The organism is Shewanella litoralis (assembly GCF_009828585.1).
Lineage (GTDB): Bacteria > Pseudomonadota > Gammaproteobacteria > Enterobacterales > Shewanellaceae > Shewanella > Shewanella litoralis.
Window position 1 is genome coordinate 60131 of sequence record NZ_WSRZ01000008.1, and the last position, 25523, is coordinate 85653.

A 25523-nucleotide genomic window follows, 5' to 3' on the forward strand; every position below is an offset into this window, starting at 1 on the left:
ATGGTTAAACACTGGCAATGGTTATTCATCGGCCTTATGGGTTACTGCACTAGCGTTGCCAGTGAAACCTTATCGACTCAATCTGCACCATCAGGTCAGCTTAAGCATGCTGTAACGGCGTCATTGCCAGTAGATACTATGGCAATATCGCCTCATTCCCAGGGATATTTTATTGATATCGGCATCAAGCGTGCGTTAATTTGCCAGTTACCTCAATTACCCGCTTGCTTGCAGTTATTGCCTCAATCCCTGCAACAACAAGGTGGGTTTTCGCCACAAGCGATTCGTGCCGCAATGGGGTATAAAAGTGCGATGGTGTTGTCGGCTGTTGATGATCATATTGCCGGCATCATTGTAGTTAATCCAACAAAAGACATTGCTGAGCAAAGTGGCTCTATAGGGTTAACAACCTATCAATTACCTTTAAGGCAACAAGCACAATTAACCTTATGGCATGAGATAGGGCATTTACACAATATACGTCTGCAAAACAAAATCTTACCGGGTGTATTAACTGAATATCAACATGAATGGCTGGCTGATTTGTATTTACTGTGGCGAATTGCACAGCACTATCCGCAGCTAGATCTTGCGTGGCAGCAATTTCACCGACGTAATCTGGCATTAATTAACGATAGTGGTAATTTAACGCATTGGAGTGCACCACAACTGCAAATTGCGTTAACTCACTATAATATTGAGCAATTGCAGAATTTTATTCGGTATGATGATTTTATTGCCGCTGTGTATCCGTTCATGCCGTTGTGGTCTGAGCGTGATATGGCTGAATTTTCTAGTCTAATACAACGCACATTTGGTGCCGGTGTTGTCCAACCTTTGCCTGGGTATATGTTTTGGCGTCAACCTAAGCTGGTTGAAGTGTTATCGCCAACTCTTGAGCAGCTGATGGGCAAAGACTCGGCGCAGCAATGGCTACAAAATCAGTTCAACACAATTCAATAATTTGTAACGCTTTGTAACTCAAAAAATACACCTCTTATTTTACGGCCTGCAAATCATTTATCAGACAATTTCTATAACCTTTGATTTTAAAGGGGTAAACCATTAGTTATCGCGATAATGTTCTGTTTTACACTCATTTTCTGGATATTGTACGGTTAAAAATGTTGTAAATTTGCTAATTCTTAGCAGAATTTTCTAGTATGGTCTGGTAAGCTCTTGCACCAAAATAATTAGAGAGACCACGTTTATGGCCAAGCGTTCACGCGTTGAAACTGAGTTAACCGTTAACCAAATTTTAGACGAAGCCTTTAAACAAATCCTCACGATTGGTTTTGAGTCAATGTCATATACCACCTTATCTGCAGCCACTGGGGTAAGCCGAACTGGTATTAGCCATCACTTTCCACGTAAAACGGAGTTTTTAGTGCGTTTAGATGAACGCATAGGGCAGTTTTTTATTGAGGGATTAGATTTTTCCTCAATTGAGTCACTACAGCAATCTTGGTATGCATTGATGCAACACCCTGAGCGCAAAGCCGTATTACAACTATTTTTTAGTTTGTGCGGTAGTGTGGATGACAATGTAAAAACGCTTAAATCGCTAAACACGGTAAAAGAGGCTGCAATCAGTCATTTTGCTGAGGCAGGTAGCCAGTGTGTTGAGCAACTAATTGGACACAGTGCATTAGTACTGTTACAAGATGGAAAAACTGCGCAATAAGCTATTGATCGTAGAGTAAAAAATTTGGCTAAATAGTCATTTTACCTTGTAAGTAACACATCGGTGCTTAAATTGACGCTATGATCAATAAAACACCGACATACCATGGCCTGAAGCGCAACAATTTACGGGTTAAATTGAGTGTGAAACAGGATAGGAAATGGTAAAAAAACGCGGGCTGCACAGTAAAGTGCAGCCCGCGTTTTTTTAAATACAATTAACGCTGTTTTCTACTTTCATAGGCGTCACACAATAATTGTGCTTTTTCATCGTCATAGTCACGTAGACCACTCAACACTAACGTTTTCATACCGCTACCAATCACTTTACCTTCACTTTGTAGCTCAAAAGTTAGGGTGACATCACCACGTTTGCCATTAATGACGAGGGCCTGGTCAACGAGATGTAAGCTCATGGTGCTAAAGTCAAAGTGGTCAAGATGGAACGACATGCTCTCGTAAATAACCAATGGTCGGTCTGGGTTAATCATCACTTGATGTTGCTTCATCATTGGCATCAACACATGGATGAAGTTAAGCCCTGAAAACGCCACATAGCTTTTAATAAATGCCGCGGTTTGTACATCGCACTTGCATACCTCACCTTGGCGTTCAATGTGTAAGTATTCTTTCCCTTTGGTATCGCAAATGCTGAACTTGTCGGTAACGCTTTTATCAAGATGCAGTTCGACATTATCACCCACCATGCCAGCAAACTTAAACTTCATGTTCGCGCTTAAACCGTATTCTGTTAATACCAAGGCAAAGAGTAAGTCGCCAGGCACACAAAAACGCTTGGCACCGACATCATGGATAGGGTTAAAGTCTTCTGCCACTTTTTTGGCAAAGTCGCTCGCCTGCTGGGCAGAGATAAACACACTTTGATCTTGCTTAGTAAAATAAGGTGATAAAAACATAAAGAATAATTCTTATTGGTCAGTTGTCTGCTATCGCACAGCGGCGGTTTGTTACTGATTATGCAGCAATAAACATGCTTTTGGGCAACAATATATTAATAAAATTGCTAATTGAGCCAGAGTGTACTTTAAAACTCACAATAAACTCACCCGATGACTAGGGCCTGTTTCGCACTTAAGGTTAATTTGTCTATAGTTTGTCGATTATGCAGGTATGTTTTGGGATGAACGACAATGAATGCGGTTGCGAAATTATACAAAATTTTATGAATCACAGGGATGTTTTTTCATTGATGTAAGGCGCCAAGTGGCAAATTTTACCAAAATAAAAAGTTGTGTTTACCGTGCTTTTTGACGCTATACATGGCTTTGTCCGCTTGCTCGCATACGTTAGCAAACTCATCGAGTTCGTCGAATAAACTGATGCCTATGCTTAAACCGATGTTTATCGTTTCGCCGTCAAGTGTGAGCGGTTTTCGATATAAGTCCAGTAGTCTTTTTGCCATCTGGGTTAAAACATCAATATCATAACATTGAGTTAAAATGACAAATTCATCACCGCCAAAGCGGGCAACATGAAAACGATATTGTTTACTTGCAGTATCAGGGGGTGAAAACAGCTGTTGGCATATGCGAGTAAGATCTTTGGCAATATGAATAAGTAAACTGTCGCCATAACGATGGCCTAAATGGTCGTTAATGACTTTAAAGCCATCAAGATCGATAAAGCACAACGCGCCGAGGTGGTGTTTATCATTATGCTGTTTTTCTTGTTCAAAGGCCGTTACTAGGGCGGTACGATTGAGCAAGTTAGTGAGCGGGTCCCGGTGAGCCAGTTTGGCTAAATCTTCTTCGTAACGTTTTTCTTTGGTGACATCAATATGGGTTCCCATAATACGTAATGGCTTGCCATTGATATCATATTCAATGATTCGGCCACGGTCAGATACCCATGACACAGTGCCATCTTTGTGGATCATGCGATGCACCGCTTCATAGGTTTCAGCTTGGCCTGCGACGTGGCTTTCAAATGCAGCTATCACCCAGTCTTTGTCTTCTGGATGTAAATTGTTTTTCCAACTGTCGATATGGGCAGGAAGCTCTTGACGAGTAAAGCCGAGTAAATGACCCCATTGTTGGTTAAAAATGGTCAGATTACCGCTAGGAATGTGTTGCTCCCACAGACATAACCCAGTGCCATCAAGGGCAGCATTGAGTTGCTCATTTACCCGTTTGTTCACTAGGGTAAGGTGGCTGTTCTCACGCTCTAATTGCATAATTTTGAGCTTACATTGCTCAAGTTCAAGCTGCAGCGGAGTCATGTTGTCCTGCAATGCCATTGATAACCGATAATCCCTTTAAGTCATATTTGTCTAGTTTAGCGAATTTTTAGATAAAAAAATACCAGCTAATGAGCTGGTATTTTAACTGATAATGTATGCGTTAAAGTGCTTTTAAAATCGCTTCTACGCTGTCTTTGGCATCGCCAAATAACATTTGGGTATTGTCTTTAAAGAACAATGGATTTTGTACACCGGCATAACCGGTATTCATTGAACGTTTAAAGCCAATCACGTTTTGTGCTTTCCACACTTCGAGTACTGGCATCCCCGCGATAGGGCTATTTGGATCTTCCATCGCAGCAGGGTTAACCGTATCGTTGGCGCCAATCACTAAAACAGTATCGGTATCGCTAAAGTCTTCGTTGATTTCGTCCATTTCGAGCACGATATCGTAAGGCACTTTAGCTTCTGCCAATAGTACGTTCATGTGGCCGGGTAAGCGCCCAGCAACAGGGTGAATACCAAAGCGAACCTTAATGCCTAATGCACGTAACTTTTTAGTGATTTCAGCGACTGGATATTGCGCTTGCGCAACTGCCATACCATAACCTGGGGTGATGATGACTGAGTCCGATGCTTTAAGCATATCAGCGACATCTTCAGCGGTAGTTTCACGATATTCACCCACGGTTTCATCACCAGATGATGCAACGCTGTCGTTACCAAAGCCGCCAGCAATCACTGAAATAAACGAGCGGTTCATGGCTTTACACATAATGTAAGACAGAATCGCACCCGATGAGCCCACAAGTGCGCCCACAACAATCAGTAAGTCATTTGATAGCATGAAGCCCGCTGCTGCTGCGGCCCAACCTGAATATGAGTTCAGCATTGATACCACTACAGGCATGTCTGCACCGCCAATTGATGCCACTAAGTGCCAGCCAAATGCAAAGGCAATTAAGGTCATTAAAATGAGCGGTGTGATTGCGCCGCCGGCTTGAACAAACATCACCATCAAAATGAATGAAACCACTACCGCAAGCAAATTAAGCTTGTGGCGATGCGGTAACATTAACGCTTTTGATGAAATCAGTCCGCGTAACTTAGCAAAGGCCACAATAGAACCGGTAAAGGTTACTGCACCGATAAACACGCCTAAAAACACTTCAACTAAGTGAATATTGAGCATGGCACCGGTTAGGTGTTCGGATTGTTGGGCTGCGTTGGCTTCGATAAATGCCGCTTTTGCCGTGGCAAGTGTGGTATTCAAGTCTTGCCCTAATACCAACACGACTTCAGACACTTCATGGGGCTGAATATCAATAAAGCTGTTAAAGCCTACCAATACCGCAGCTAAACCAACAAAGCTGTGCAAAATGGCGACCAGCTCAGGCATTTCAGTCATTTCGACTTTCAATGCTAAGCGGATGCCAATAGCACCGCCAATGACCATGGCGAGAATAATCCATTCTACGCCGCTCGTAGCAGGATTGAGTATGGTGGCCGAAAGGGCAATCGCCATACCAATAATGCCAAATAAATTACCGTTTTTAGCCGTTTCTTGTTTTGACAACCCAGCTAGGCTGAGAATAAAAAATACCGCGGCAACGATATAAGATGCTGTAACCAGTCCTTGAGACACGATATTACCCCTTAATCTTTACGGAACATCTTCAGCATACGCTGAGTGACGGTAAAGCCGCCAAAGATGTTAATACTGGCGATAAGCACCGCGACAAACGCAAGTGCAGTGACAAGGGCTGAGCCTTGACCTATTTGCAATAGCGCACCTACCACAATAATGCCGGAAATGGCGTTAGTGACTGACATTAGCGGTGTATGTAACGCATGAGACACGTTCCAAACCACGTAGTAACCTACAACGCACGACAAAATAAACACGGTAAAATGTGATAAAAACTCTGCAGGTGCCACAGATGCTACAGCTGCAAAGCCGGCAATCCCCAGCGCCCCTAAGATGTATTTAAGCTTTGATGGGGCTTTTTCTACTTTAGCGGCTTTAGGTTCTGCACTCGCTGCTGGTTTGGCTGGCGCTGCTGAAACTGAAATAGCAGGTGGTGGGAAGGTAATTTCACCGCCACGAGTCACTGTCATGTTACGCATCACCACATCATCAAAATCGAGTACAGCATTACCGTCTTTGGCTTTACACATTAACTTCATCAAGTTGACTAGGTTAGTGCCATAAAGTTGTGACGATTGCGCTGGTAAACGACCGGGTAAGTCGGTGTAACCCAATACCTTAACGCCGTTGTCGGTAATAAAGCGCTCACCTGTGACGGTATATTCACAGTTACCACCTGTTGCAGCCGCTAAATCGACAATCACTGACCCCGGTTTCATGGTGTCTACCATGTCTTTAGTGATCAGTTTTGGCGCTGGGCGACCAGGAATAAGCGCGGTAGTGATAATAATGTCGACTTCTTTCGCTTGCTCGGCAAATAACGCCATTTCAGCGGCAATAAATTCATCTGACATGACTTTGGCGTAACCGTCAGATGAACCGCCTTCTTTGTTTTCGAACTCAAGCTTTAAGAAGCTGCCGCCCATTGACTCAATTTGTTCAGCGACTTCTAAACGAGTGTCAAATGCGCGTACGATGGCGCCTAATGAGCCTGCTGTGCCAATCGCGGCAAGCCCGGCTACACCAGCACCAATAACCAACACTTTGGCTGGTGGCACTTTACCTGCAGCAGTAATTTGCCCGGTAAAGAAACGACCAAATTCGTGTGCGGCTTCAATCACCGCGCGATAACCACCAATGTTGGCCATTGACGATAATGCGTCTAGTGATTGGGCGCGTGAAATACGCGGCACCATGTCCATTGCCATTACGGTAATGTTTTGACTTGAAAGTTTTTCAACTAGCTCTGGATTTTGCGCTGGCCAAATAAAACTGACCAAAGTGGTGCCCGATTTCATTTTTGCTATTTCTTCATCGGACGGTGCATTCACTTTAAAAATAAAGTCTGCTTGATACACATCGTCGACTACATCAGCCCCAGCGGCTTCAAATGCAGCATTATCAAAGCTCGACTTTACACCTGCCTGTGCTTCGACTGCCACACTAAAGCCGAGCTTTTTTAGCTGTACCACAGTGGCTGGAGTCGCCGCGACTCGAGTTTCACCTTCGATACTTTCTCTCGGTATTCCAATCTGCATGACTGTTTCCTGATGGTTAATAAAAGACCGTCTATTGCTTTCCCCATCAATAGACCATTGTGTTTGAGTATTACTTGCTTCACATGGGCACTTAGCGGGTAGAAAAAGTGCAGCATATGACCATTGAAGTCGGGTAAACTATTTAACCAATGGCATTGCTATGACATCGCGATATCATATTCATATGTCGTTTTACTCAGAGAACAATCAACCTGATAGTTTTTCATTAGTTAATTGGACCTCCTAGCTTGCGACATGAGGCGTGTTCGGTACAAGTGCCTTTAGGCTAATTCCTTGGTTTTAAATTGAGGTAATTTAAAAACTTTTAACTCCGCCACACTTTTGTAGCTTAAAAAAACACCTTTGCATATTCCTAAATGGAATAAAAAATTATCTTTTATTCTTTTTTGGTTTTCGAACCTAGTAGTAAGCTAGCTCACATTACACTGTTATAAGGCCGTCTTATGTTGTTAAAAGAACTTTCAGCGCTAGCATCGCCATTGTCTCAAGGGCAAGTCGACAAGCTAAAACAATTCACATCAGAATTATCGTCTGTGCAACTTGCATGGGTTAGTGGTTATTTGGCAGCAAGTGCAAGTCAGGGCCAAACAACAGGTGCGCCAGTTGCAGAGACTTCTGCAGCACAAACAGTGACCATTTTATATGGCAGCCAAACTGGTAATGGCCGTGGTGTTGCTCAGGCATTAGCCGCTAAAGCACAGGCACAAGGTTATGCTGTTAACTTAACCTCAATGGGCGAATACAATGTTCGCCAATTGAAGCAAGAAACAGTGTTACTGCTTGTTGTCAGTACCCACGGCGAAGGTGAAGCACCAGATGATGCCATTGAACTGCATAAGTTTTTAGCCTCAAAGCGCGCGCCTAAATTAGATAACCTACATTACTCAGTTTTAGCATTAGGCGATTCAAGCTACGAGTTCTTTTGCCAAACTGGTAAAGACTTTGATGCGCGTTTAAGTGCATTAGGTGCCAAAGCACTTTTGCCTTTAGTTGAATGCGATGTTGATTACGAAGATGCTGCGGCGCAATGGCAAGACAGTGTCGTCGAAGCGGCTAAGCCACATATTCAAACCTCAGGGGCTAGCGTAACCGCTATCGGTGCAACGGCTGTAGTCGGTGAAAGCCAATACACCAAGCAAAACCCATATAGCGCTGAAGTGCTTGTAAGCCAAAAAATTACCGGCCGAGATTCAGACCGTGACGTACGCCATGTTGAAATTGATTTAGGCGAGTCAGGGCTAACCTATCAAGTAGGTGACGCGTTAGGCGTGTGGTTTAGTAACAACGAAGCCTTAGTTAATGAAGTGATCAACGGCCTTGGTTTAGATGCTGACGAAAACGTTACTGTATCTAAAGAATCATATTCATTAAAAGCGGCATTAACCGACAAAAAAGAACTCACTCAGTTATACCCAGGCCTTGTTAAGTCTTGGGCTGAGTTAACTGGTAATGCAGAACTTGCCGCCATTTGTGAAGACAAAGAGCAAACCAGACAGTTTATTCTTAAGCATCAGTTAGCCGACTTAGTGGCAGCTTATCCAGTCAAAGTCAGCGCTACGCAACTGGTTGATATGTTACGTCCATTAACACCACGCTTATACTCTATTGCTTCAAGTCAGGCAGAAGTTGAATCAGAAGTGCATTTAACCGTGGCACTGGTTGAAGATGAACGTCAAGGCCATGCACGTTTTGGCGGCGCATCACACTTTTTAGCTTCAGCAGAAGAAGGCCAACAGGTTAACGTTTATGTTGAGCCTAACAACCACTTCCGTTTACCAGAAAACCCAGAGACACCTGTGATTATGGTTGGCCCTGGTACTGGTGTTGCGCCATTCCGCGCCTTTATGCAACAACGCGCCGCAGACGGTGTGGCGGGCAACAGCTGGTTATTCTTTGGTAACCCACACTTTGAACAAGACTTTTTATACCAAGTTGAGTGGCAGCAGTATCTTAAAAACGGTGATTTATCACGTTTAGATGTGGCTTTCTCGCGCGACCAGGCTCATAAAGTGTATGTGCAGCACCGCATAGCCGAGCAAGCTCAAGCATTATGGCAGTGGCTGCAAGACGGCGCCCATGTGTATATTTGTGGTGATGCAGAGCGCATGGCCAAAGACGTACATCAAGCATTAGTGAATATTGCGGTTGAACAAGGTGGCTTAAGCGCTGATGACGCCGAAGCGTACTTTGAAACACTGCGTAGCGAAAAACGTTACCAAAAAGACGTGTATTAAACTCGGTCTAGGTCAGTTTTCAATACCCAATCGCACTAATGAATTGAACAGAATTAAGAGAGGCCAAGGCCATGAGTGAGCAAAAGTTAGCGTTAAACGAATACTTAAAAATCGACAGCGATTATTTACGCGGCGACATCCAGGGGGGGTTAGATACCCAAGTGACTGGATCATTTAGCGATGGCGATCAGCAGCTAATTAAATTCCATGGATTTTATCAGCAAGACGACCGTGATTTACGTAATGAACGTAAAGAGCAAAAGTTAGAGCCATTACATAGCTTTATGCTGCGTGCTCGTGTACCTGGCGGTATTTGTACTCCACAGCAATGGTTAGAAGTTGATAAAATTTCATCAACATTAACTACCTCTAACAGTATTCGTTTAACCACGCGTCAAACGTTTCAGTATCACGGTATTCCAAAGCGCAACCTTAAGACGCTAATCCAGGGATTAGATCGCGCTGCGCTAGACTCTATTGCAGCCTGTGGTGACGTAAACCGTAACGTAATGTGTAACCCAAACCCGGTTGAGTCTAAGTTACATGCGCAGGCTTACGCGGTTGCCAAGCATTTATCTGATCATTTATTACCGCACACTCGTGCCTATGCTGAAATTTGGTTAGATGAAGAAAAGCTATTAGGCACTGAAACGGTAGAGCCAGTTTATGGCAAAACCTATTTGCCACGTAAGTTTAAAATGGCAGTTGCGGTTCCACCAGATAATGATGTAGACGTTTACACTAACGATCTTGGTTTTATTGCGGTTGCAGAAAACGGCGAATTAGTCGGCTTTAACTTAGTTGCAGGCGGCGGTATGGGCTCTACCCACGGTGAAGTTGAAACCTTCCCACGTTTAGCGGATGACTTTGGTTTTATTAAAACGGCTGATGTCACCAAGTTTGCTGAAGCGGTCATGACAGTTCAGCGCGACTGGGGTAACCGTGTTGTGCGTAAACGTGCGCGTTTAAAGTACACCATTGTGGACCATGGCTATGATGCGTTTAAAGCCGAAGTTGAGAAGCGTGCTGGGGTTAAATTTGAGCCTAAACGTGATGTGATCATTGGCGATCGCGGCGATCGTTATGGCTGGGTTGAAGGCATCGACAATAAATTCCACTTAACGTTATTTATTGAAAGTGGCCGTATTAAAGATATGCCAGGTCAAACCTTGCAAACCGGTTTACGTGAAATTGCCAAAATTCACAAAGGCGATTTCCGCATGACATCTAATCAGAACATGATAATTGCCGGTGTTGCAGCAGAAGATAAAGCTGAAATCGAAGGTTTAGCACGTAAGCACGGCCTATTAGGCCAGGTGTTAAGTGGCACTCGCGGGCATTCAATTGCTTGTGTGGCATTACCCACTTGCCCATTAGCGATGGCAGAAGCTGAACGTTATTTCCCTGAGTTTATCGATCACATTGATGGGCTACAGGCTAAGCATGGCATTAGCGAGCAATCAATTGTGGTGCGCATGACCGGTTGTCCAAACGGCTGTGCTCGTCCATTTGCTGCTGAAATTGGCTTAGTGGGTAAAGCGCCTGGTCGCTATAACTTGTATTTAGGCGCCAGCTTTGAAGGCACGCGTTTAAACAAAATGCATAAAGAAAACATTCAAGAGGCTGAAATTTTAGCTGAATTGGATGCCTTGTTTGGCCGCTACGCCACAGAGCGTGATGCTGGCGAAACCTTTGGTAACTTCACAGTACGCATTGGCGTTGTGAAGGCGGTTAATGACGCCGCTAAGGATTTTCATGCCTAATGAAGTGGTAACGACTACATCGAAAGATGCAGGCGTCGATCATAGTGTCACTCCCGCTCAACTGCAGGCGTTGTTATCAGCGCCTAAAGCTGAGCAAGTAGCCGCGCTGGAAAGCATTAACCAGTTTTTAGCAGGGTTAACGGCTCAAGAACGCGTTGCTTGGGGGTTAGCGTATTTACCTGGGGATCATGCATTATCGTCAAGCTTTGGTATTCAAGGCGCGGTAATGTTGCATATGGTCACCCAAGCGCAAAGTGATATCCCAGTGATTTTAACCGACACTGGCTATTTGTTTCCTGAGACATACCAGTTTATTGACCAGTTAACCGAGCGTTTAAACCTCAACCTTAAAGTGTACCAGGCTGAGCAAACTCAAGCGTGGCAAGAAGCGCGTTTTGGTAAGCTTTGGGAGCAGGGGATTGATGGCCTAGAAAAGTATAACCGCATCAATAAAGTTGAGCCTATGCAGCGCGCATTAGCTGAGCTCAATGTGAACACCTGGTTTGCGGGGTTGCGTCGCAGCCAATCGAGTACACGTGAGGCATTGCCGATTTTAGCCATTAGTGGCAAACGTTTTAAGTTGCTACCCATCATTGAGTGGAGCAATAAAGACGTGCACATGTATTTAACTGAGCATAATCTGCCGTACCACCCATTGTGGGAACAAGGTTATGTGTCAGTAGGTGATACCCATTCTAGCAAGCCGTTAGAGTTAGGTATGACAGAAGAAGAAACCCGTTTTAACGGCTTAAAACGCGAATGTGGTTTGCACTTCGATATCTAGCTTAACCTCCTTCATCTGCGCGATAGATTATTATCGTGTTATATCATCCATCTGCAATTTGCAGATGGATGATAATCACATGTTTATCCCCGCTTTTACTGCCTGGTAACACCAATCCGCATTAATAAGTGCCCCTCAGAATGCGTCCAGCGGTTTTTGATTAACGCGAAATGGTAAAATATCCTTTTTTCTCCCGTTATTTTTGTCATGCAAAAGTTTGAATTTTTAGCGCAACTTGGCAGAGCGATTATTCAATTTTGCGTCCATATGATTGCGAAAAACCGAGTGTGGGTCTGCGAAAATAGGGGTAACAATCGCCCACATTCCATATGACGGTTAAGATGAAATAGTCGCGAGCAATAAAAAGGTTAAATTTTATTTAAATTTTCATGCAGCAGTGCCGATAATAGTCTAGATTAATACGTTCCCGTAGACGGTTTTTGTGGACGTTTTGGGATTGTTTTTGCAATCCACGTACCTTCAAAAGCTTCGCTCGCATCCTCGAGCACTTTGATTGACTTGTTAGCGTAATAAGTAATCAATTGAGTTAATCCCGATAACCCAGCTGTACATGGGTTATCGGGTAACCTTTACTCACATATCCTCTATTTCTACGTCATCATTTAGTTTGTCCGCTTATCTTCCAATTTAATTGTTATTATTTTGTTTATTTTTTTGTTGTCAGGCCTCAGCAGATGCCAAATGACTCAATTAATGCTAAATTAATCCGCTGTTTATCGATGTAATTGATAATTCGCACTTAAAAAATTTTAACGCTAACTCATTTCAAGGAAGAGTTAACAGACATATAAATTGGAGTTTATAGATGAATAAAATGGCAATTGCTGCTGTGGTATTGGCTGTCGGTGCTGGTGGATATTTACTGACACAACAAGGTGCATCGGTGGGTACAAGTGACCCCATGCTTGATTACATTCCCGCAGACACATTAGCGTTTTCAGGACAGTTAGCGCCATTCCCACTAAAAGACTATTTATATAGCATTGCGGGTAATTACCAAGCTCAAGGTTTGGATGAGTTACTGCAAATTGACGACACTTCAAGCCCACAAGAGCGTTTTTTTGTAAGCTTATACAAGCAATACATGACATTACTGCCTACACCAGATGCATTGCTTAGCACTTATGGTTTAGCTGATTCGATAAAAAGCTATTTTTATACACTCGGTGCATTACCTGTAATGAAAACTCAGCTAAGCAATCCTGCTGCATTTTGGCTAGAGCTTGATCGTGCTGAGCAAGAAAGCGGTTTAGAGCATACCACGGGTAAAGCTGGTGACAGTGAATACCGCGCTTATGCACTAACCGATGCTGATGATAAAGAACAAATCAATCTTATTTTTTCTGAAAAGCAAGGTTGGTTAACGGTCACGTTAAACACCTCAGTAAATGATGTGGCGCTGCTTGAAACCGCACTCGGTGAGAAAAAAGTCGATAATCCACTCAGTGGTACCACGATGTTACAAGACATCGCAAAATCACATGGTTTTATGCAAGACAGCATTAGCTTCATTAACCATGTTGAACTGGTTAAAGGGTTAACCACCACCGACGGTAACATGCTGGCTAAGCAAATTAGCAAAATGGCTGAGATACAAGGTGAAGATCCACTCGCTGAGCTTAAAACGCCAACTTGCCAAACCGAGTTTGCTGCAATTGCGGCCAATTGGCCGCGCACAGTAATGGGGCTTAACAGTTACTCGATTAGCAGTGCAGAAAGCACCATTGATGCCGCTATTGTGGTTGAAAGTAATAACCAGGTGATTCTGTCAGCGTTGAACAAAATGCGCGGCTTTATTCCGGCGTTTAATAATAGCGACCACGAAAATATTTTATCGCTTGGATTAGGCATTGATGTTAATCAATTAGCGCCAGCGTTAAATGAAATATGGAAAGACTTACAAACGCCATCTTATCAGTGCGAAGCACTTGCGCAACTGCAAGGTGAGTTAGATGAATTAAACCCAGCAATGGTCGGTATGATGACCGGCATGGCTAATGGTGTTAAAGGCATAAGTGTCACTTTGGCAGACTATAAGTTAGCCGAAACCAATGGTGAGCCAAGTTTTGAGAAGCTTGATGCGTTAATCAGTATTTCGGCTGAAAAACCGATGATGTTAATTGATATGGCTAAACCATTCTTCCCACCGTTGGCGAGTGTTGACCTGAAAGACAATGGCGATCCTGTTGATATTACGCCAATGTTAATGTTGCCGCCTGAGTATGGAGTTAGTGCGAAAATGGCGATTAAAGGTAATCACCTGGTCGTTTACACTGGCGACAGAGGTACAGAGCTGGCTGATGGTCTTTATAAGCAAACATTAGACGCCAATGGCTTCTTTGATTTTGCGGTCGATTATCAAAAAATGTTTATGCCATTAGTCGACATGATTGAAATGAGCGGCGAGCCAATGCCAGAAGAATTATCGGCATTAAAAGATTACGACATGCGGTTAAACATGTCTGTCGACTTTACCGACAAAGGTATTGTTATTGGCTCTAAAGTGAATAGCAAAGCCAGCGCTAAGTAGTGCTCATCTTGTCTTAATAGTAAATAAAAAGGTGACCTAATTAGGTCACCTTTTTGTTTTAATCCTGGAATGAGGTGAGTTATAAAATATCGTTTAACGCAATACCAATACCAAAACGTTGATTATGATGGTTGTAGTCAATAAGGCTTTCGCCGTAACCATTGAAGTATTGAGTATATACGCGCAAATTACCGATGATTGGGTAACTCCAGGTTAACTCGACTGCACCACGATTTGGCGATTCAAAGTTATTACGCAGTAACATTGTAAAACGATGCTCATCTAGACCATAGACACCCGTGAGCTCAAAGTTACCCATGTAGTGGTTAATATCGGGGTTATCATCGCCATCAGCTGAATTAGGCATTTCTTTCTCGTCTTCGGGAATACGCCACCAGACTTTTAATCCTAGCGCGAATGGGCCTTTATCAAATACGGCACTGCCGTAAATGCGGTTCCAGCTGCGCGATAATTCGGTCGTTTGGCCGTTAGATTGATGCACTGCACCAAATCCTAAAAATGAGTTAGTAAAGCCACCAATTTTCCAGTCGTTGTTAAACAGCATAAACACTTCAGGTTCGTGGTTAGTTTCACGAAACGGTGATGACGCGTCTTGGTTGTAAACTTGCCAATAAGACTGATTAGTATAAGCAAAGAATAAATGGCCGTTGTCGCCAAACACGTTGTACATCACAGGAAATTTAAAACTGATTTGGAATTTAGCTTCTAATTTATCGATATCAATATCATCATCTGGGTATCTAGCTTCAAATGGTGCAGAGTGGGTCCTAGTTTGATACGTGACTGGCAGTAAATAGTTGGCCTTGTGAGGCGTGAGCACAAAAGGCTTTTCTGAGGTAGCGAGTTCTTCTTTTACGCGTTCTTCTACTAGTGAATCTTCAGCCAAAGCGCTATTGATACTGCCAAGCATTAACAGTGACATTCCAAGGTATTGCGTGCTTTTTTTCATTGCATTATCCATTAGCAAAATAGTCAGTATGAATTCTTTGATACACATTGTTATCAATTGTGCAGCTTTTGTCGAACAAAGTTCGTTTTTGTGTGTTTATCGGGGTAGCTTATACGTTTTGGTGGCGTAAATTGATTAATTTACGCCATATTCTTTTTGGTTATAAAAACTAACTTTTTACTATTGTATATGGAATATAGAAACCGCTATATTTGATCATAGTAAATTATCTTGAGGTAGATGTGATGGAATTAGTATCGATGCCGGGTCAGAAGGCCAAAGGCAAAGTATGGTTAGTTGGCGCAGGTCCTGGTGACGTTGAGCTATTAACCCTAAAAGCCTATCGCATTCTTAAAAATGCTGATGCAGTGCTATATGACGCATTAGTGAGCCAGGATATTCTAGACCTTATTCCTAACAGCGCTGAAAAAATTGCCGTAGGCAAACGCGCGGGTAAGCACAGTGCCGCTCAAGATGAAATTAATCAACTGCTTGTTACTAAAGCGTTTACCCGCAAAAATGTGGTGCGTTTAAAAGGTGGCGACCCGTTTATTTTTGGCCGTGGCGGCGAAGAGCTACAAACATTAGTGGCATCAGGCATTGCCTTTGAAGTTGTACCGGGCATTACTGCTGCCAGTGGCACATCTGCTTACGCGGGTATTCCGCTTACGCACCGTGATTATGCCCAGGGTGTCACCTTTATTACCGGACATTGCCAGTTAGCCAGTCGCCCAATGGATTGGCAAGGTTATGCCAATCCTAACAATACGCTAGTGGTTTATATGGGGATTTTAAATGCCAATATTATTAGCGAAGGGCTCATTGGCGCAGGTAGAAGCGCTGATACACCCGTGGCTATCGTGTCAAAAGCCACCACATCATCGCAACAGCGCTTTATTGGTAAATTAGGCGAGCTTGCCCAGTTAGCAGCCGATCCAGCATTACACATGCCAGCATTAATGATTATTGGCGAAGTGGTTGAATTAGCAGACACTTTACACTGGTTTGAACCCAACACTGAACAACACGCAATCGATTTAGAGGCAGCAGCCAAAGCGCTGTAGTCACACAATTTAACCCGCTGTGAAAGCAGCATATTAGGTAATGGAGATTCATCATGGCAGGCCGTTCGTTAAGCCATTTACAACAACTGGAAGCAGAAAGCATCCAGATCATCCGTGAAGTTGCCGCCGAGTTTGATAACCCTGTCATGATGTATTCGATAGGGAAAGACTCATCGGTGATGCTACACCTTGCGCGTAAAGCATTTTATCCAGGCAAAATTCCATTCCCGTTGTTACACGTAGATACCGGTTGGAAATTTAAAGAGATGATCGCTTTTCGTGATGCTCAGGCAAAAGCGTTTGGTTTTGAGTTATTGACTCACACCAACCAAGAAGGTGTTGAGCAAGGTGTTGGACCCTTTACCCATGGCAGTGCTAAACACACTGACATCATGAAAACCCAGTCTTTAAAGCAAGCTTTAAACAAATACGGTTTTGATGCTGCTTTTGGTGGCGCCCGTCGCGATGAAGAAAAGTCTCGTGCTAAAGAGCGTGTGTATTCGTTCCGTGATAAACACCATCGCTGGGACCCTAAAAACCAACGTCCAGAATTATGGCGCACTTATAACGGCGCGGTAAACAAAGGCGAAAGCATTCGTGTATTCCCATTGTCTAACTGGACTGAGTTGGATATTTGGCAATATATCTATCAAGAAAGCATTGAAATTGTACCGTTATATTTTGCCGCACCTCGCACAGTCGTGAATAAAGGCGGACAGCTCATCATGAAAGATGATGACCGTATGCCTGTAGAAGCTGGTGATGTTGAGTCTGTTGAGCGCGTGCGTTTCAGAACCTTAGGGTGTTATCCGTTAACAGCCGCGATGCCATCTGAAGCTGATACGTTAGAGAAAATTATTGAAGAGATGTTGCTTACTCGCTCAAGTGAACGACAAGGCCGCTTAATCGACTCGGACCAAAGTGCGTCGATGGAGCACAAGAAACGCCAAGGTTATTTCTAATTAACCCAGCGGGCAACGCCAATAGACCTAATTTGAGTGAGAGAGATAATGGATAAAGCAACAGCAAATACCGACCGCATGGCAGCAGAAATCCAGCTGCACGGCGTAAAAGAATACCTGGCCTTACAACAAAATAAAGGCTTATTACGTTTTTTAACGTGTGGCAGTGTTGATGATGGTAAAAGTACCTTAATTGGCCGTTTACTACATGACAGCGCCCAGATTTACGAAGACCAGCTAGCCAGTTTAAAAAATGACAGCGCTAAAATGGGCACCACAGGTGAAGCGATCGATTTAGCGTTATTAGTTGACGGCCTGCAAGCAGAGCGTGAGCAAGGCATTACGATTGATGTGGCTTATCGTTACTTTTCAAGCGAAAAGCGTAAATTTATTATTTCTGATACGCCTGGCCATGAGCAATACACTCGTAATATGGCAACCGGCGCATCGACATGTGACCTAGCCGTTATTTTGGTTGATGCCCGTTACGGCGTACAAACGCAAACTAAACGTCATGCGTTTATTGCATCTCTTCTTGGTTTGCGCCACTTTGTTGTCGCGGTTAACAAGATGGATCTCGTCGGCTTTGATCAAACGGTGTTTGATAAAATACAGGCTGATTTTGCTGACTTCGTAAAAGACTTCGGCGACTTAGATATTCACTACGTGCCGTTATCAGCGTTAAATGGCGACAACGTTGTTAACCGCAGCACGCAGTGTGATTGGTATCAAGGTGGTACATTGCTCGAGTTACTAGAAACGATTGATACTCAACGTGAACTCAGTGAATTACCGGTACGTTTTCCTGTGCAATATGTTTTGCGTCCAAACCTTGATTTCCGTGGGTTTGCAGGCACTTTAGCTTCTGGTGTGCTTAATGTTGGTGATGAAGTTGTCGCACTTCCTTCTGGCAAGCGCAGCAAGATTGAACGCATAGTGACATTTGATGGTGATTTGCAAGAGGCGGTAGCCGGTCAAGCTGTGACTATTACCCTTGAAGATGAAATTGACATCTCTCGTGGAGATTTGTTAGCGAAACCAGACAGCGCACCCCAAATGGCTAACCATATCGTGGCAGACTTAGTGTGGATGGATGAAAAGCCATTACAAATCGGTCAGTTATACGATGTAAAAGTCGCGGGTAAAAAGACTCAAGCTGTTGTCAGTGAAATCGAATATGTTACCGATGTAAATACTCTTGAGCGTAGTGCTGCGACTACGTTGAGCTTAAATACCATCGCGAGAGTTAAGTTAGATCTTACTGAGTCGATTGTACTAGATGCATACAGCTTAGTGCGTGATACTGGCGGAATGATTTTAATTGACCGTTTATCAAATGCCACTGTTGCAGCCGTAATGGTGGTGAGTGGTCATCAAGGTGATAAGCAAACCAACACTGAATTTAGTGCATTTGAAATTGAGTTTAATGCGTTGGTCCGTAAGCATTATCCACACTGGAATGCCCGCGATATTAGCGTACTTGGAAAATAATTAATGAGCGAAATATGGTTGTTAGCGATCATTTTGTTAGCTCTGGTCGGCGGGCTCCTTGCGGGGCTTGCTACACCGGCCGCCATGTTTTTTTTCGCTTCATTATTGTGTTATATGCTTGGGCTGGTGGATTTAAGTGTCAGCCTGAGTAGTTTTACCAATAACGGCTTAATCACACTTGTGCTCCTGGTGCTTGCCGCCACCGCGCTCGAAAAAACCTCTTTGTTAGGTAAATTAAGCCAAGTGATTGGTAAAGGTTCGCTGTTTTCAACCTTAGCTAAACTCGGAATTTCGACAGCGTTGTTGTCATCATTTACTAACAATACCGCTGTAGTGGCTTCGCTAATTGGTGTTGTGCGCCGAAACCAAGCACATGCACCGTCTAAGCTATTATTACCGTTAAATTATGCTGCCATTTTAGGTGGTACATTAACCTTAATTGGTACCTCAACTAACTTAATTGTTAACTCATTTGTTGAAAACGCGGGTTTAGAACCGTTAGGTTTTTTCGAGTTTTCACAAGTGGGTGCACTGTTGGTGGTGGGGGGATTAACTTTACTGACCATTCTCGCTAATTTTTTACCCGACAGACGTGAAGAGTCAGAAGATGAGGCTTTGCCTTATTTACTTGAAGCTCACGTAGCTAAAACGTCCACTCTGGTGGGTAAAAGTGTTATCGATAACCGTTTACGTGCACTTAAAAAACTGTATTTAGTTGAATTAGAGCGCAGCGGCATTCGTATTTGCCCTGTGCCACCACAAATGGTGTTACAAGCCGATGATGTATTACGTTTTAGTGGTGCAGTTGAGTCGGTTGAATTATTGCATCAATTTGATGGCTTAGAATGGTTTGGTAAGCAACACGCGAAAGGCCAAAATTTGGTAGAAGCGGTATTAGCACCATCATCAAGTTTAGTCGGCACCACCTTAAAAGATTCTCGGTTCCGTGAAGTGTTTGATGCTGCGGTCATGGCGATTCGTCGTGGGCATATGCCGTTAAAGGGTGGCCTGGGTGACATCGTATTACAACCTGGCGATGTATTACTATTAACCCCAGGTGATCGTTTTTCAAAATGCCCCAATTTAACCACAGATTTTGCGGCCATTAGCGGTTTAGACCTCAGTGTCCGGTTAGATGAAAAACGTGGTAATTGGGTATTAGCCGGTTTTGCCTTAACCATCTTAGCGAGCATTTTTGAAGTACTTCCTTTAGCCAAAGGGTTAGTGTTATTGCTACTCAGTTATGTGGCAATTGGCGCGGTTACCCTAACGGAACTTAAACGACGTTTCCCACTCGAGTTAGTGGTTATTGTCGGCAGTGCTTTGGGTTTAGCCAACCTGATGGTCACCACAGGTCTCGCAGATCAAATGGCTCAGGGCTTACTCAGTGTGTTCAGTGGTTATGGTGTGTTTGCTGCTTTTGTCGGGGTGTATTTTATCACTTTGATTGTCACTGAACTGATCACCAACAATGCAGCAGCGGCGTTAGCGTTCCCAGTCGCTTATGCAATAGCCATAAGCTTTGGTGTTGATCCTCGCCCGTTTATTATGGCTGTGGTGTTCGGTGCAAGTGCGAGTTTTATTTCTCCTTACGGTTATCAAACTAACCTAATGGTATACAACGCGGGCAACTATAAACTCAGCGATTTTGTGCGTTTAGGTTTACCGTTATCGATTTTGTATTCGGCCATAGTGTTAATGGCAGTACCGTATTTTTTCCCGTTTTAGTATGAGTTTTCGTGCGGTGTATATTGCCGTAGATCAGGAGCTGTTATGAGCAATATTGTTTGGCATCAACATTCGATAGACCAAGCCGCCCGAGGGGCGCAAAAGGGCCAAAATCCGGTGTTGTTATGGTTTACTGGTTTGTCTGGTTCTGGCAAGTCAACGCTTGCTGGCGCCTTAGAGAGAGCGTTATTTGAGCATGGCTTTCATACTTATTTGTTAGACGGTGATAACGTTCGTCACGGCTTATGTAAAGACTTAGGTTTTAGCCTTGAAGACCGTGATGAAAACTTACGTCGTGTAGGCGAAGTGGCTAAATTGATGGTTGATTCGGGCTTAGTGGTACTGTCGGCGTTTATCTCCCCTACGCGTGAAGAGCGTGATCGCGTCCGCGCATTATTTCCTCAAGGTCAATTTGTTGAAGTGCATGTTTCAACGCCATTGAGTGTGTGTGAATCTCGAGATCCTAAAGGGTTATATGCTAAAGCGCGTAAAGGCGAGATAGCTAACTTTACCGGTATTTCATCACCATATGAGGTGCCTGAATCTGCTGAGTTAACCATAGACACCAGTAAAGGCGATCTTGGCACGCAGGTGAATGGTTTATTAGCTTATTTAAAAGCAATCGAAGTGTTAAATCCACCGAGACAAATAGCCGGAGCGGGAATTTAACTAGCTGTGAGCAAATAATTAAAAAAGGGCAGAATAGTAACATTCAGCCCTTTTTTACTTTTACCAGAGGTTTAATTAACACTTTTTTCATCACTCTTTGCCAGTTTCCGCCCATAAAACGATCGCGATCAGATGATTTAAAGCGCGCTTTTTTCAGCGCGTCGTCGATGCGGCTCATGCGATCGATATGATTAAACTCTGGGATCACTACGTGTTTAGGTTCTACATCAAAACCGAGTACGTTTCTACTCTGTAAGCTGTGCCACCAGTCGAGATACTCTTTTACCCCTTCGCTATTATTGTTATTTAACGCTAATAAATTTTCTTGGCCCCGCAGCGGAAAATCGTTGGCTATCGCCACACAATCAACACCACCGATCTTGGCGACATATTCAAGCTGGTCGATGTAGTCTTCTATGGTTGGAGTGGGGTTGTTTGTTAGCCAAAAACTCATCATAAACACTCCAAACACCCCCCCCGTGTCGGCTACCGCTCGGATCACTTCATCAGATGAGCAGCGTGCATGATTGACAAAGTGCCTGGCTGCGCCATGACTGAGCACGATGGGCGATTGGCTCGCCTTAGCGGTATCAAGTGCGGTTTGTTCACTTGAGTGGCTAACATCGATAAGCATGTTTCTTTTGTTAAGCTCGGTAATTAGCGCATGACCGGCGGTCGTAAGAGGCTTATTAAGGCCCTGTTTGCCATTATTGTCTAATGCGCCACCCGCGAAACGATTGCCATAGTGATGAGTAAGTTGTAATACACGTAAGCCCTGCTGATGCAGTGACTCTAGTTGCGGCCAAAGTGGAGGATTTCCATTAGCTGAAATGCCATCGGCTTCGACACAGTCTGCCCCTTGGATTTGAAAGTACACTGCAGTGCGTTGTTGCGCGCGAGCCTTGTCGATATCGGCGCCCGTGAGGCCTTGCAAGTATATCTCTGGATTTTCGTTAACGGTTTTGGCTGCTTGTTTTATGCTGTTAATACAGGCTTGATAGGTGCGTTTATAATTTTTAGTGCCATCGCTTTGCTCGATGGTTTCTATGGCAGAAATGTCAGCAATAAAAGCATCGAGTTTAGATGCTTTAACATCATTGATGTCGTTGGGTAAAAACGATAGACCGTCGACATACAAGCGTGGGAATTTGGCAGCCCAGGTGGGCATTGAATAGAGTGGGCTTAATAATGTGGCTGCTCCAAGGCCTTTTATGATGTGGCGGCGTGTTGGGTTGCAGACTTTTAAGGTCATTATTATTCCTTAGTTGAGGCCGATATTAGCGGCACTTTTTTAGGTGACACTCTCTTTGGCGTGACGTTTTATTGCTTCGGCTAATGCATTGAGGCCATTGGTTCGTGACGGACTTAGCTGACCACTGAGGCCTAATGTATCGAAGTACTGCGTCACCTCAAATTGGCTGATTTGTTCGGTGGTTTTGCCCTGGGTTGCCACAAGTAAAATGGCAATCAGTCCTTTAACTATCCGCGCATCGCTGTCAGCGAGGTAAAAATGCTGGCCGTTGTGCTGATGATGATATAACCAGGCCTGGCTTTCGCAACCTTTTACCTGAGCATCAGCTTGCTTGAACTCATCGGCTAATGTGGGTAATTGTTTACCGAGTAGCATGATGTGACGATATTTTTCTTGCCAGTTTTTAGCTTGCTCTATCTGGGTGACTGCCGTTGATAGCTCAGCAGGTAACGAGATAAATAACTGACTTTCTGGTGTATTAGTTGCACTGATTTGGGTCATTAACTGTGTTGTCTCATAAAGCGTGTAAGTTGCCAAGTTATAACAATAACTCTTTTACCGTAATTAACGCATGAATAAATTGATCAATATCTTGCTTATTAGTATAGATGCCAATTGAAGCGCGGCAGCAGCCGGCTAAATTAAGATCGCTCATCAGTGGCATGGCACAATGATGGCCGCAGCGAACGGCAACCGCCTGTTGGTCTAGTAATATGCCAACATCTTGGTGATGCTCATTAGCGAGGTTAAACGCCACAGAGCCAATATTATTCTGCAGTGGATTATCTGCAATACCGTACAGAGTTATGTCACCCAAACTAAGCAGTTGCTGTTGTAAATAAGCCATTAACTGTTGCTCGTGTGCTGCGATATCTTGGCGCGGTAGGCCCTGTAAAAATGTGATTGCAGCGCCTAAACCTATGACTTCTGCAATGGCGGGTGTGCCCGCTTCAAGCCTGTTTGGCACCTCACCATATTCAGTACGATCAAAGCTAACGGTTTTGATCATCTCGCCGCCAGTGAGCATGGGGGTTAATGCATCTAGTTGTCCAAAGCGACCATATAAAATGCCTACACCAGTAGGGCCATACATTTTGTGGCCTGAAAACACATAAAAGTCGCAATCAATGCGTTGTACATCGATATCAAGGTGAGCAATAGCTTGGGCGCCATCAACTAAGGTTAGTGCACCGGCATTTTTTGCCTGGGCTATTAAGTCGTTAATGGGGTTTACGGTGCCTAACGCATTAGACACGTGGCATAAGGCAACGAGCTTTGGTTTACTTTGCAGTAATTGCTCATATGCAGTGAGATCAAGCTGCGCATTGGCTGTTAACGGGATAGGTTTAATGATGGCCCCAGTGCGTTTCGCAAGCTCTTGCCAGGGGACTATGTTGGCATGATGCGCTGCAGTATCAATTAAAATAATATCATTAGCTTGTAGCTGTGCAGTTAAGCCGTATGCCACCATATTGATTGATTCGGTCGTGCCGTGAGTAAAGATAATTTCTTGCGGCTTTGCGGCATTTATAAAGTGGCCAACCTGCTGGCGCACTGCTTCATATTGACTGGTGGCCCGAGCCGATAACTGGTGCGCGGCGCGATGAACATTGGCATTGTTGAGCTGATAATACTCATTCATTGTATCAATCACAGCTTGAGGTTTTTGGCTGGTTGCTGCGGTGTCTAAATAACATAAAGGATGATCGCCTAGGGTCTGCTTTAATGCCGGAAATTGATCGCGAATGGCTGGGTGATCAAATGGCGCTTGCAACGGCAATGGGGATATCGACTTCATGAATATGGGGTTCTTTATCAAAATAAAAGGCATCAAGATCTTCAGTGATCTTGATGCCTAATGCAAGGTTTTGTCGGCAATTAGCTTAATGCAGCGAGTTTACGGACAAGGAAAACGATACAGTGTTGATAGTTCATTAATCCTAACCATCAACTCAGTCGACAAAGTCACTTTATGGCTGTCGATATTTTGCTTGAGCTGGTGCAGTCCTGTTGCGCCGATAATGTTTGATGCCACAAATTTGCGACTATTAACAAACGCTAAGGCCATTTCTGTTGGGGTTAAGCCAAACTCACGTGCCAGGTCGATATAGGCTTGAGTCGCCTGTAATGCAACTGGTGTGCTGTTGTAACGAGCAAAACGTTTGTATACCGTTAAGCGCGCGCCTTCCGGCCATTGATCATTTTCATATTTACCCGTCAACATACCAAATGCCAGTGGCGAATAAGCCAGTAATGGTACGTCTTCACGGTGACTGATTTCAGACATGGCAATCTCGTAACTGCGATTGAGCAAGTTATAAGGATTTTGCACACTCACAATTCGCGGTAAATCGTGTTTTTCAGCCAGCTTGAGGTATTTCATAAAGCCCCAAGGGGTTTCGTTCGAAATACCGATATAGCGGACTTTACCTTGTTTAATCACTTCAGCGAGGGCTTCAAGGGTGTCTAAAATAGGCGTGTAATGTTCGTCTTCATCGTGCTCATACATCATCTCGCCAAAGAAATTGGTATTTCGGTCTGGCCAATGCACCTGATATAAATCGATAGTGTCGATTTGCAAACGGCTTAGCGAGTCATCAACGGCTTGATGCACATTGCGCCAGTCTAGGGCCATATTGTCGCGAATATAGTCGCCTTTAATGCCTGGGGCGGCAATTTTACTGGCAATGATCAGTTCATCACGATTACCCTGGGCTTTTAGGTAGCGACCTAAAATACGTTCGGTTTCACCCTGGGTGCTGGCTTGAGGTGGCACAGGATACATTTCGGCGGTATCAATAAAGTTAACACCCTGGCCAATGGCATAGTCAAGTTGAGCGAAAGCTTGTGCTTGGGTATTTTGCTCACCCCAAGTCATTGTCCCGAGGCAAATTTTACTGACCTCAAGGGTTGAATGTCCAATACGTTGATATTCCATTATCTTCCTCCTATGGAATGTACTTAA

The 25523-nt window shown here is 43.9% G+C and carries 20 protein-coding genes; 11 read left to right on the top strand and 9 right to left on the bottom strand.

The window, feature by feature from the left end:
* On the top strand, positions 1 to 963 hold the full coding sequence (locus tag GQA99_RS08515; RefSeq protein ID WP_160053468.1) for a hypothetical protein: 963 nt from the start codon (positions 1 to 3) through the stop codon (positions 961 to 963).
* 247 nt (positions 964 to 1210) lie between these two features.
* A complete protein-coding gene (locus GQA99_RS08520; protein ID WP_160053469.1) occupies positions 1211 to 1684 on the top strand; it encodes a TetR/AcrR family transcriptional regulator in 474 nt (157 codons plus the stop codon).
* Between the two features lie 217 nt (positions 1685 to 1901).
* On the opposite strand, the gene GQA99_RS08525 is transcribed toward GQA99_RS08520, so the two are convergent.
* The 4 genes from GQA99_RS08525 to GQA99_RS08540 form a co-directional block, all read right to left on the bottom strand.
* Entirely contained in the window at positions 1902 to 2600 is a 699-nt protein-coding gene (locus GQA99_RS08525; RefSeq protein WP_160053470.1) for a DUF3581 domain-containing protein, read from the bottom strand.
* A 317-nt stretch (positions 2601 to 2917) separates the two neighbouring features.
* Positions 2918 to 3940: a sensor domain-containing diguanylate cyclase gene (locus tag GQA99_RS08530; RefSeq protein ID WP_160053471.1), complete on the bottom strand. Its 1023-nt coding sequence runs from the start codon at positions 3938 to 3940 to the stop codon at positions 2918 to 2920.
* A gap of 103 nt (positions 3941 to 4043) precedes the next feature.
* A complete protein-coding gene (pntB, locus tag GQA99_RS08535) occupies positions 4044 to 5528 on the bottom strand; it encodes a Re/Si-specific NAD(P)(+) transhydrogenase subunit beta (RefSeq protein WP_160053472.1) in 1485 nt (494 codons plus the stop codon).
* Positions 5529 to 5539: 11 nt separating this feature from the next.
* Positions 5540 to 7069, bottom strand: a complete 1530-nt coding sequence (locus GQA99_RS08540; protein ID WP_160053473.1) for a Re/Si-specific NAD(P)(+) transhydrogenase subunit alpha — start codon at positions 7067 to 7069, stop codon at positions 5540 to 5542.
* A 464-nt stretch (positions 7070 to 7533) separates the two neighbouring features.
* Between GQA99_RS08540 and GQA99_RS08545 the strand changes: the two genes are divergently transcribed.
* The 4 genes from GQA99_RS08545 to GQA99_RS08560 all read left to right on the top strand — a co-directional run bounded on the left by GQA99_RS08545 (position 7534) and on the right by GQA99_RS08560 (position 14422).
* Complete coding sequence (locus GQA99_RS08545; RefSeq protein WP_160053474.1) at positions 7534 to 9324, top strand: assimilatory sulfite reductase (NADPH) flavoprotein subunit; 1791 nt, start codon at positions 7534 to 7536, stop codon at positions 9322 to 9324.
* A gap of 71 nt (positions 9325 to 9395) precedes the next feature.
* Entirely contained in the window at positions 9396 to 11087 is a 1692-nt protein-coding gene (cysI, locus tag GQA99_RS08550) for an assimilatory sulfite reductase (NADPH) hemoprotein subunit (RefSeq protein WP_160053475.1), read from the top strand.
* Entirely contained in the window at positions 11080 to 11871 is a 792-nt protein-coding gene (locus tag GQA99_RS08555) for a phosphoadenylyl-sulfate reductase (RefSeq protein ID WP_160053476.1), read from the top strand. The genes cysI and GQA99_RS08555 overlap by 8 nt, the downstream gene beginning before the upstream one ends.
* An 826-nt stretch (positions 11872 to 12697) precedes the next feature.
* Complete coding sequence (locus GQA99_RS08560) at positions 12698 to 14422, top strand: hypothetical protein (RefSeq protein WP_160053477.1); 1725 nt, start codon at positions 12698 to 12700, stop codon at positions 14420 to 14422.
* A gap of 79 nt (positions 14423 to 14501) precedes the next feature.
* On the opposite strand, the gene GQA99_RS08565 is transcribed toward GQA99_RS08560, so the two are convergent.
* On the bottom strand, positions 14502 to 15392 hold the full coding sequence (locus GQA99_RS08565; protein ID WP_160053478.1) for a phospholipase A: 891 nt from the start codon (positions 15390 to 15392) through the stop codon (positions 14502 to 14504).
* Positions 15393 to 15637: 245 nt separating this feature from the next.
* Between GQA99_RS08565 and cobA the strand changes: the two genes are divergently transcribed.
* The 5 genes from cobA to cysC are packed head-to-tail and all read left to right on the top strand — an operon-like array spanning position 15638 to position 21306.
* Positions 15638 to 16456: a uroporphyrinogen-III C-methyltransferase gene (cobA, locus tag GQA99_RS08570; protein WP_160053479.1), complete on the top strand. Its 819-nt coding sequence runs from the start codon at positions 15638 to 15640 to the stop codon at positions 16454 to 16456.
* 53 nt (positions 16457 to 16509) lie between these two features.
* Complete coding sequence (cysD, locus tag GQA99_RS08575; protein WP_160053480.1) at positions 16510 to 17418, top strand: sulfate adenylyltransferase subunit CysD; 909 nt, start codon at positions 16510 to 16512, stop codon at positions 17416 to 17418.
* A gap of 48 nt (positions 17419 to 17466) precedes the next feature.
* Entirely contained in the window at positions 17467 to 18909 is a 1443-nt protein-coding gene (gene cysN, locus GQA99_RS08580) for a sulfate adenylyltransferase subunit CysN (protein ID WP_160053481.1), read from the top strand.
* Between the two features lie 3 nt (positions 18910 to 18912).
* Entirely contained in the window at positions 18913 to 20637 is a 1725-nt protein-coding gene (locus GQA99_RS08585) for an SLC13 family permease (protein ID WP_160053482.1), read from the top strand.
* Positions 20638 to 20682: 45 nt separating this feature from the next.
* Positions 20683 to 21306 carry an adenylyl-sulfate kinase gene (cysC, locus tag GQA99_RS08590; protein WP_160053483.1) on the top strand — a complete coding sequence of 208 codons (624 nt, stop codon included), beginning with the start codon at positions 20683 to 20685 and terminating at the stop codon, positions 21304 to 21306.
* A gap of 43 nt (positions 21307 to 21349) precedes the next feature.
* Here cysC and GQA99_RS08595 read toward each other — a convergent pair whose 3' ends face one another.
* The 4 genes from GQA99_RS08595 to GQA99_RS08610 all read right to left on the bottom strand — a co-directional run bounded on the left by GQA99_RS08595 (position 21350) and on the right by GQA99_RS08610 (position 25496).
* Entirely contained in the window at positions 21350 to 22558 is a 1209-nt protein-coding gene (locus GQA99_RS08595; RefSeq protein WP_160053484.1) for a membrane dipeptidase, read from the bottom strand.
* A gap of 39 nt (positions 22559 to 22597) precedes the next feature.
* Positions 22598 to 23059 carry a SufE family protein gene (locus tag GQA99_RS08600; RefSeq protein ID WP_160053485.1) on the bottom strand — a complete coding sequence of 154 codons (462 nt, stop codon included), beginning with the start codon at positions 23057 to 23059 and terminating at the stop codon, positions 22598 to 22600.
* A gap of 37 nt (positions 23060 to 23096) precedes the next feature.
* Positions 23097 to 24356, bottom strand: coding sequence for an aminotransferase class V-fold PLP-dependent enzyme (locus GQA99_RS08605; RefSeq protein ID WP_160053486.1), 1260 nt, complete (start codon positions 24354 to 24356; stop codon positions 23097 to 23099).
* Between the two features lie 99 nt (positions 24357 to 24455).
* The gene (locus GQA99_RS08610) at positions 24456 to 25496 is read right to left on the bottom strand and encodes an NADP(H)-dependent aldo-keto reductase (protein ID WP_160053487.1); all 1041 of its coding nucleotides are present in this window, start codon (positions 25494 to 25496) and stop codon (positions 24456 to 24458) included.
* Positions 25497 to 25523: the final 27 nt, after the last annotated feature.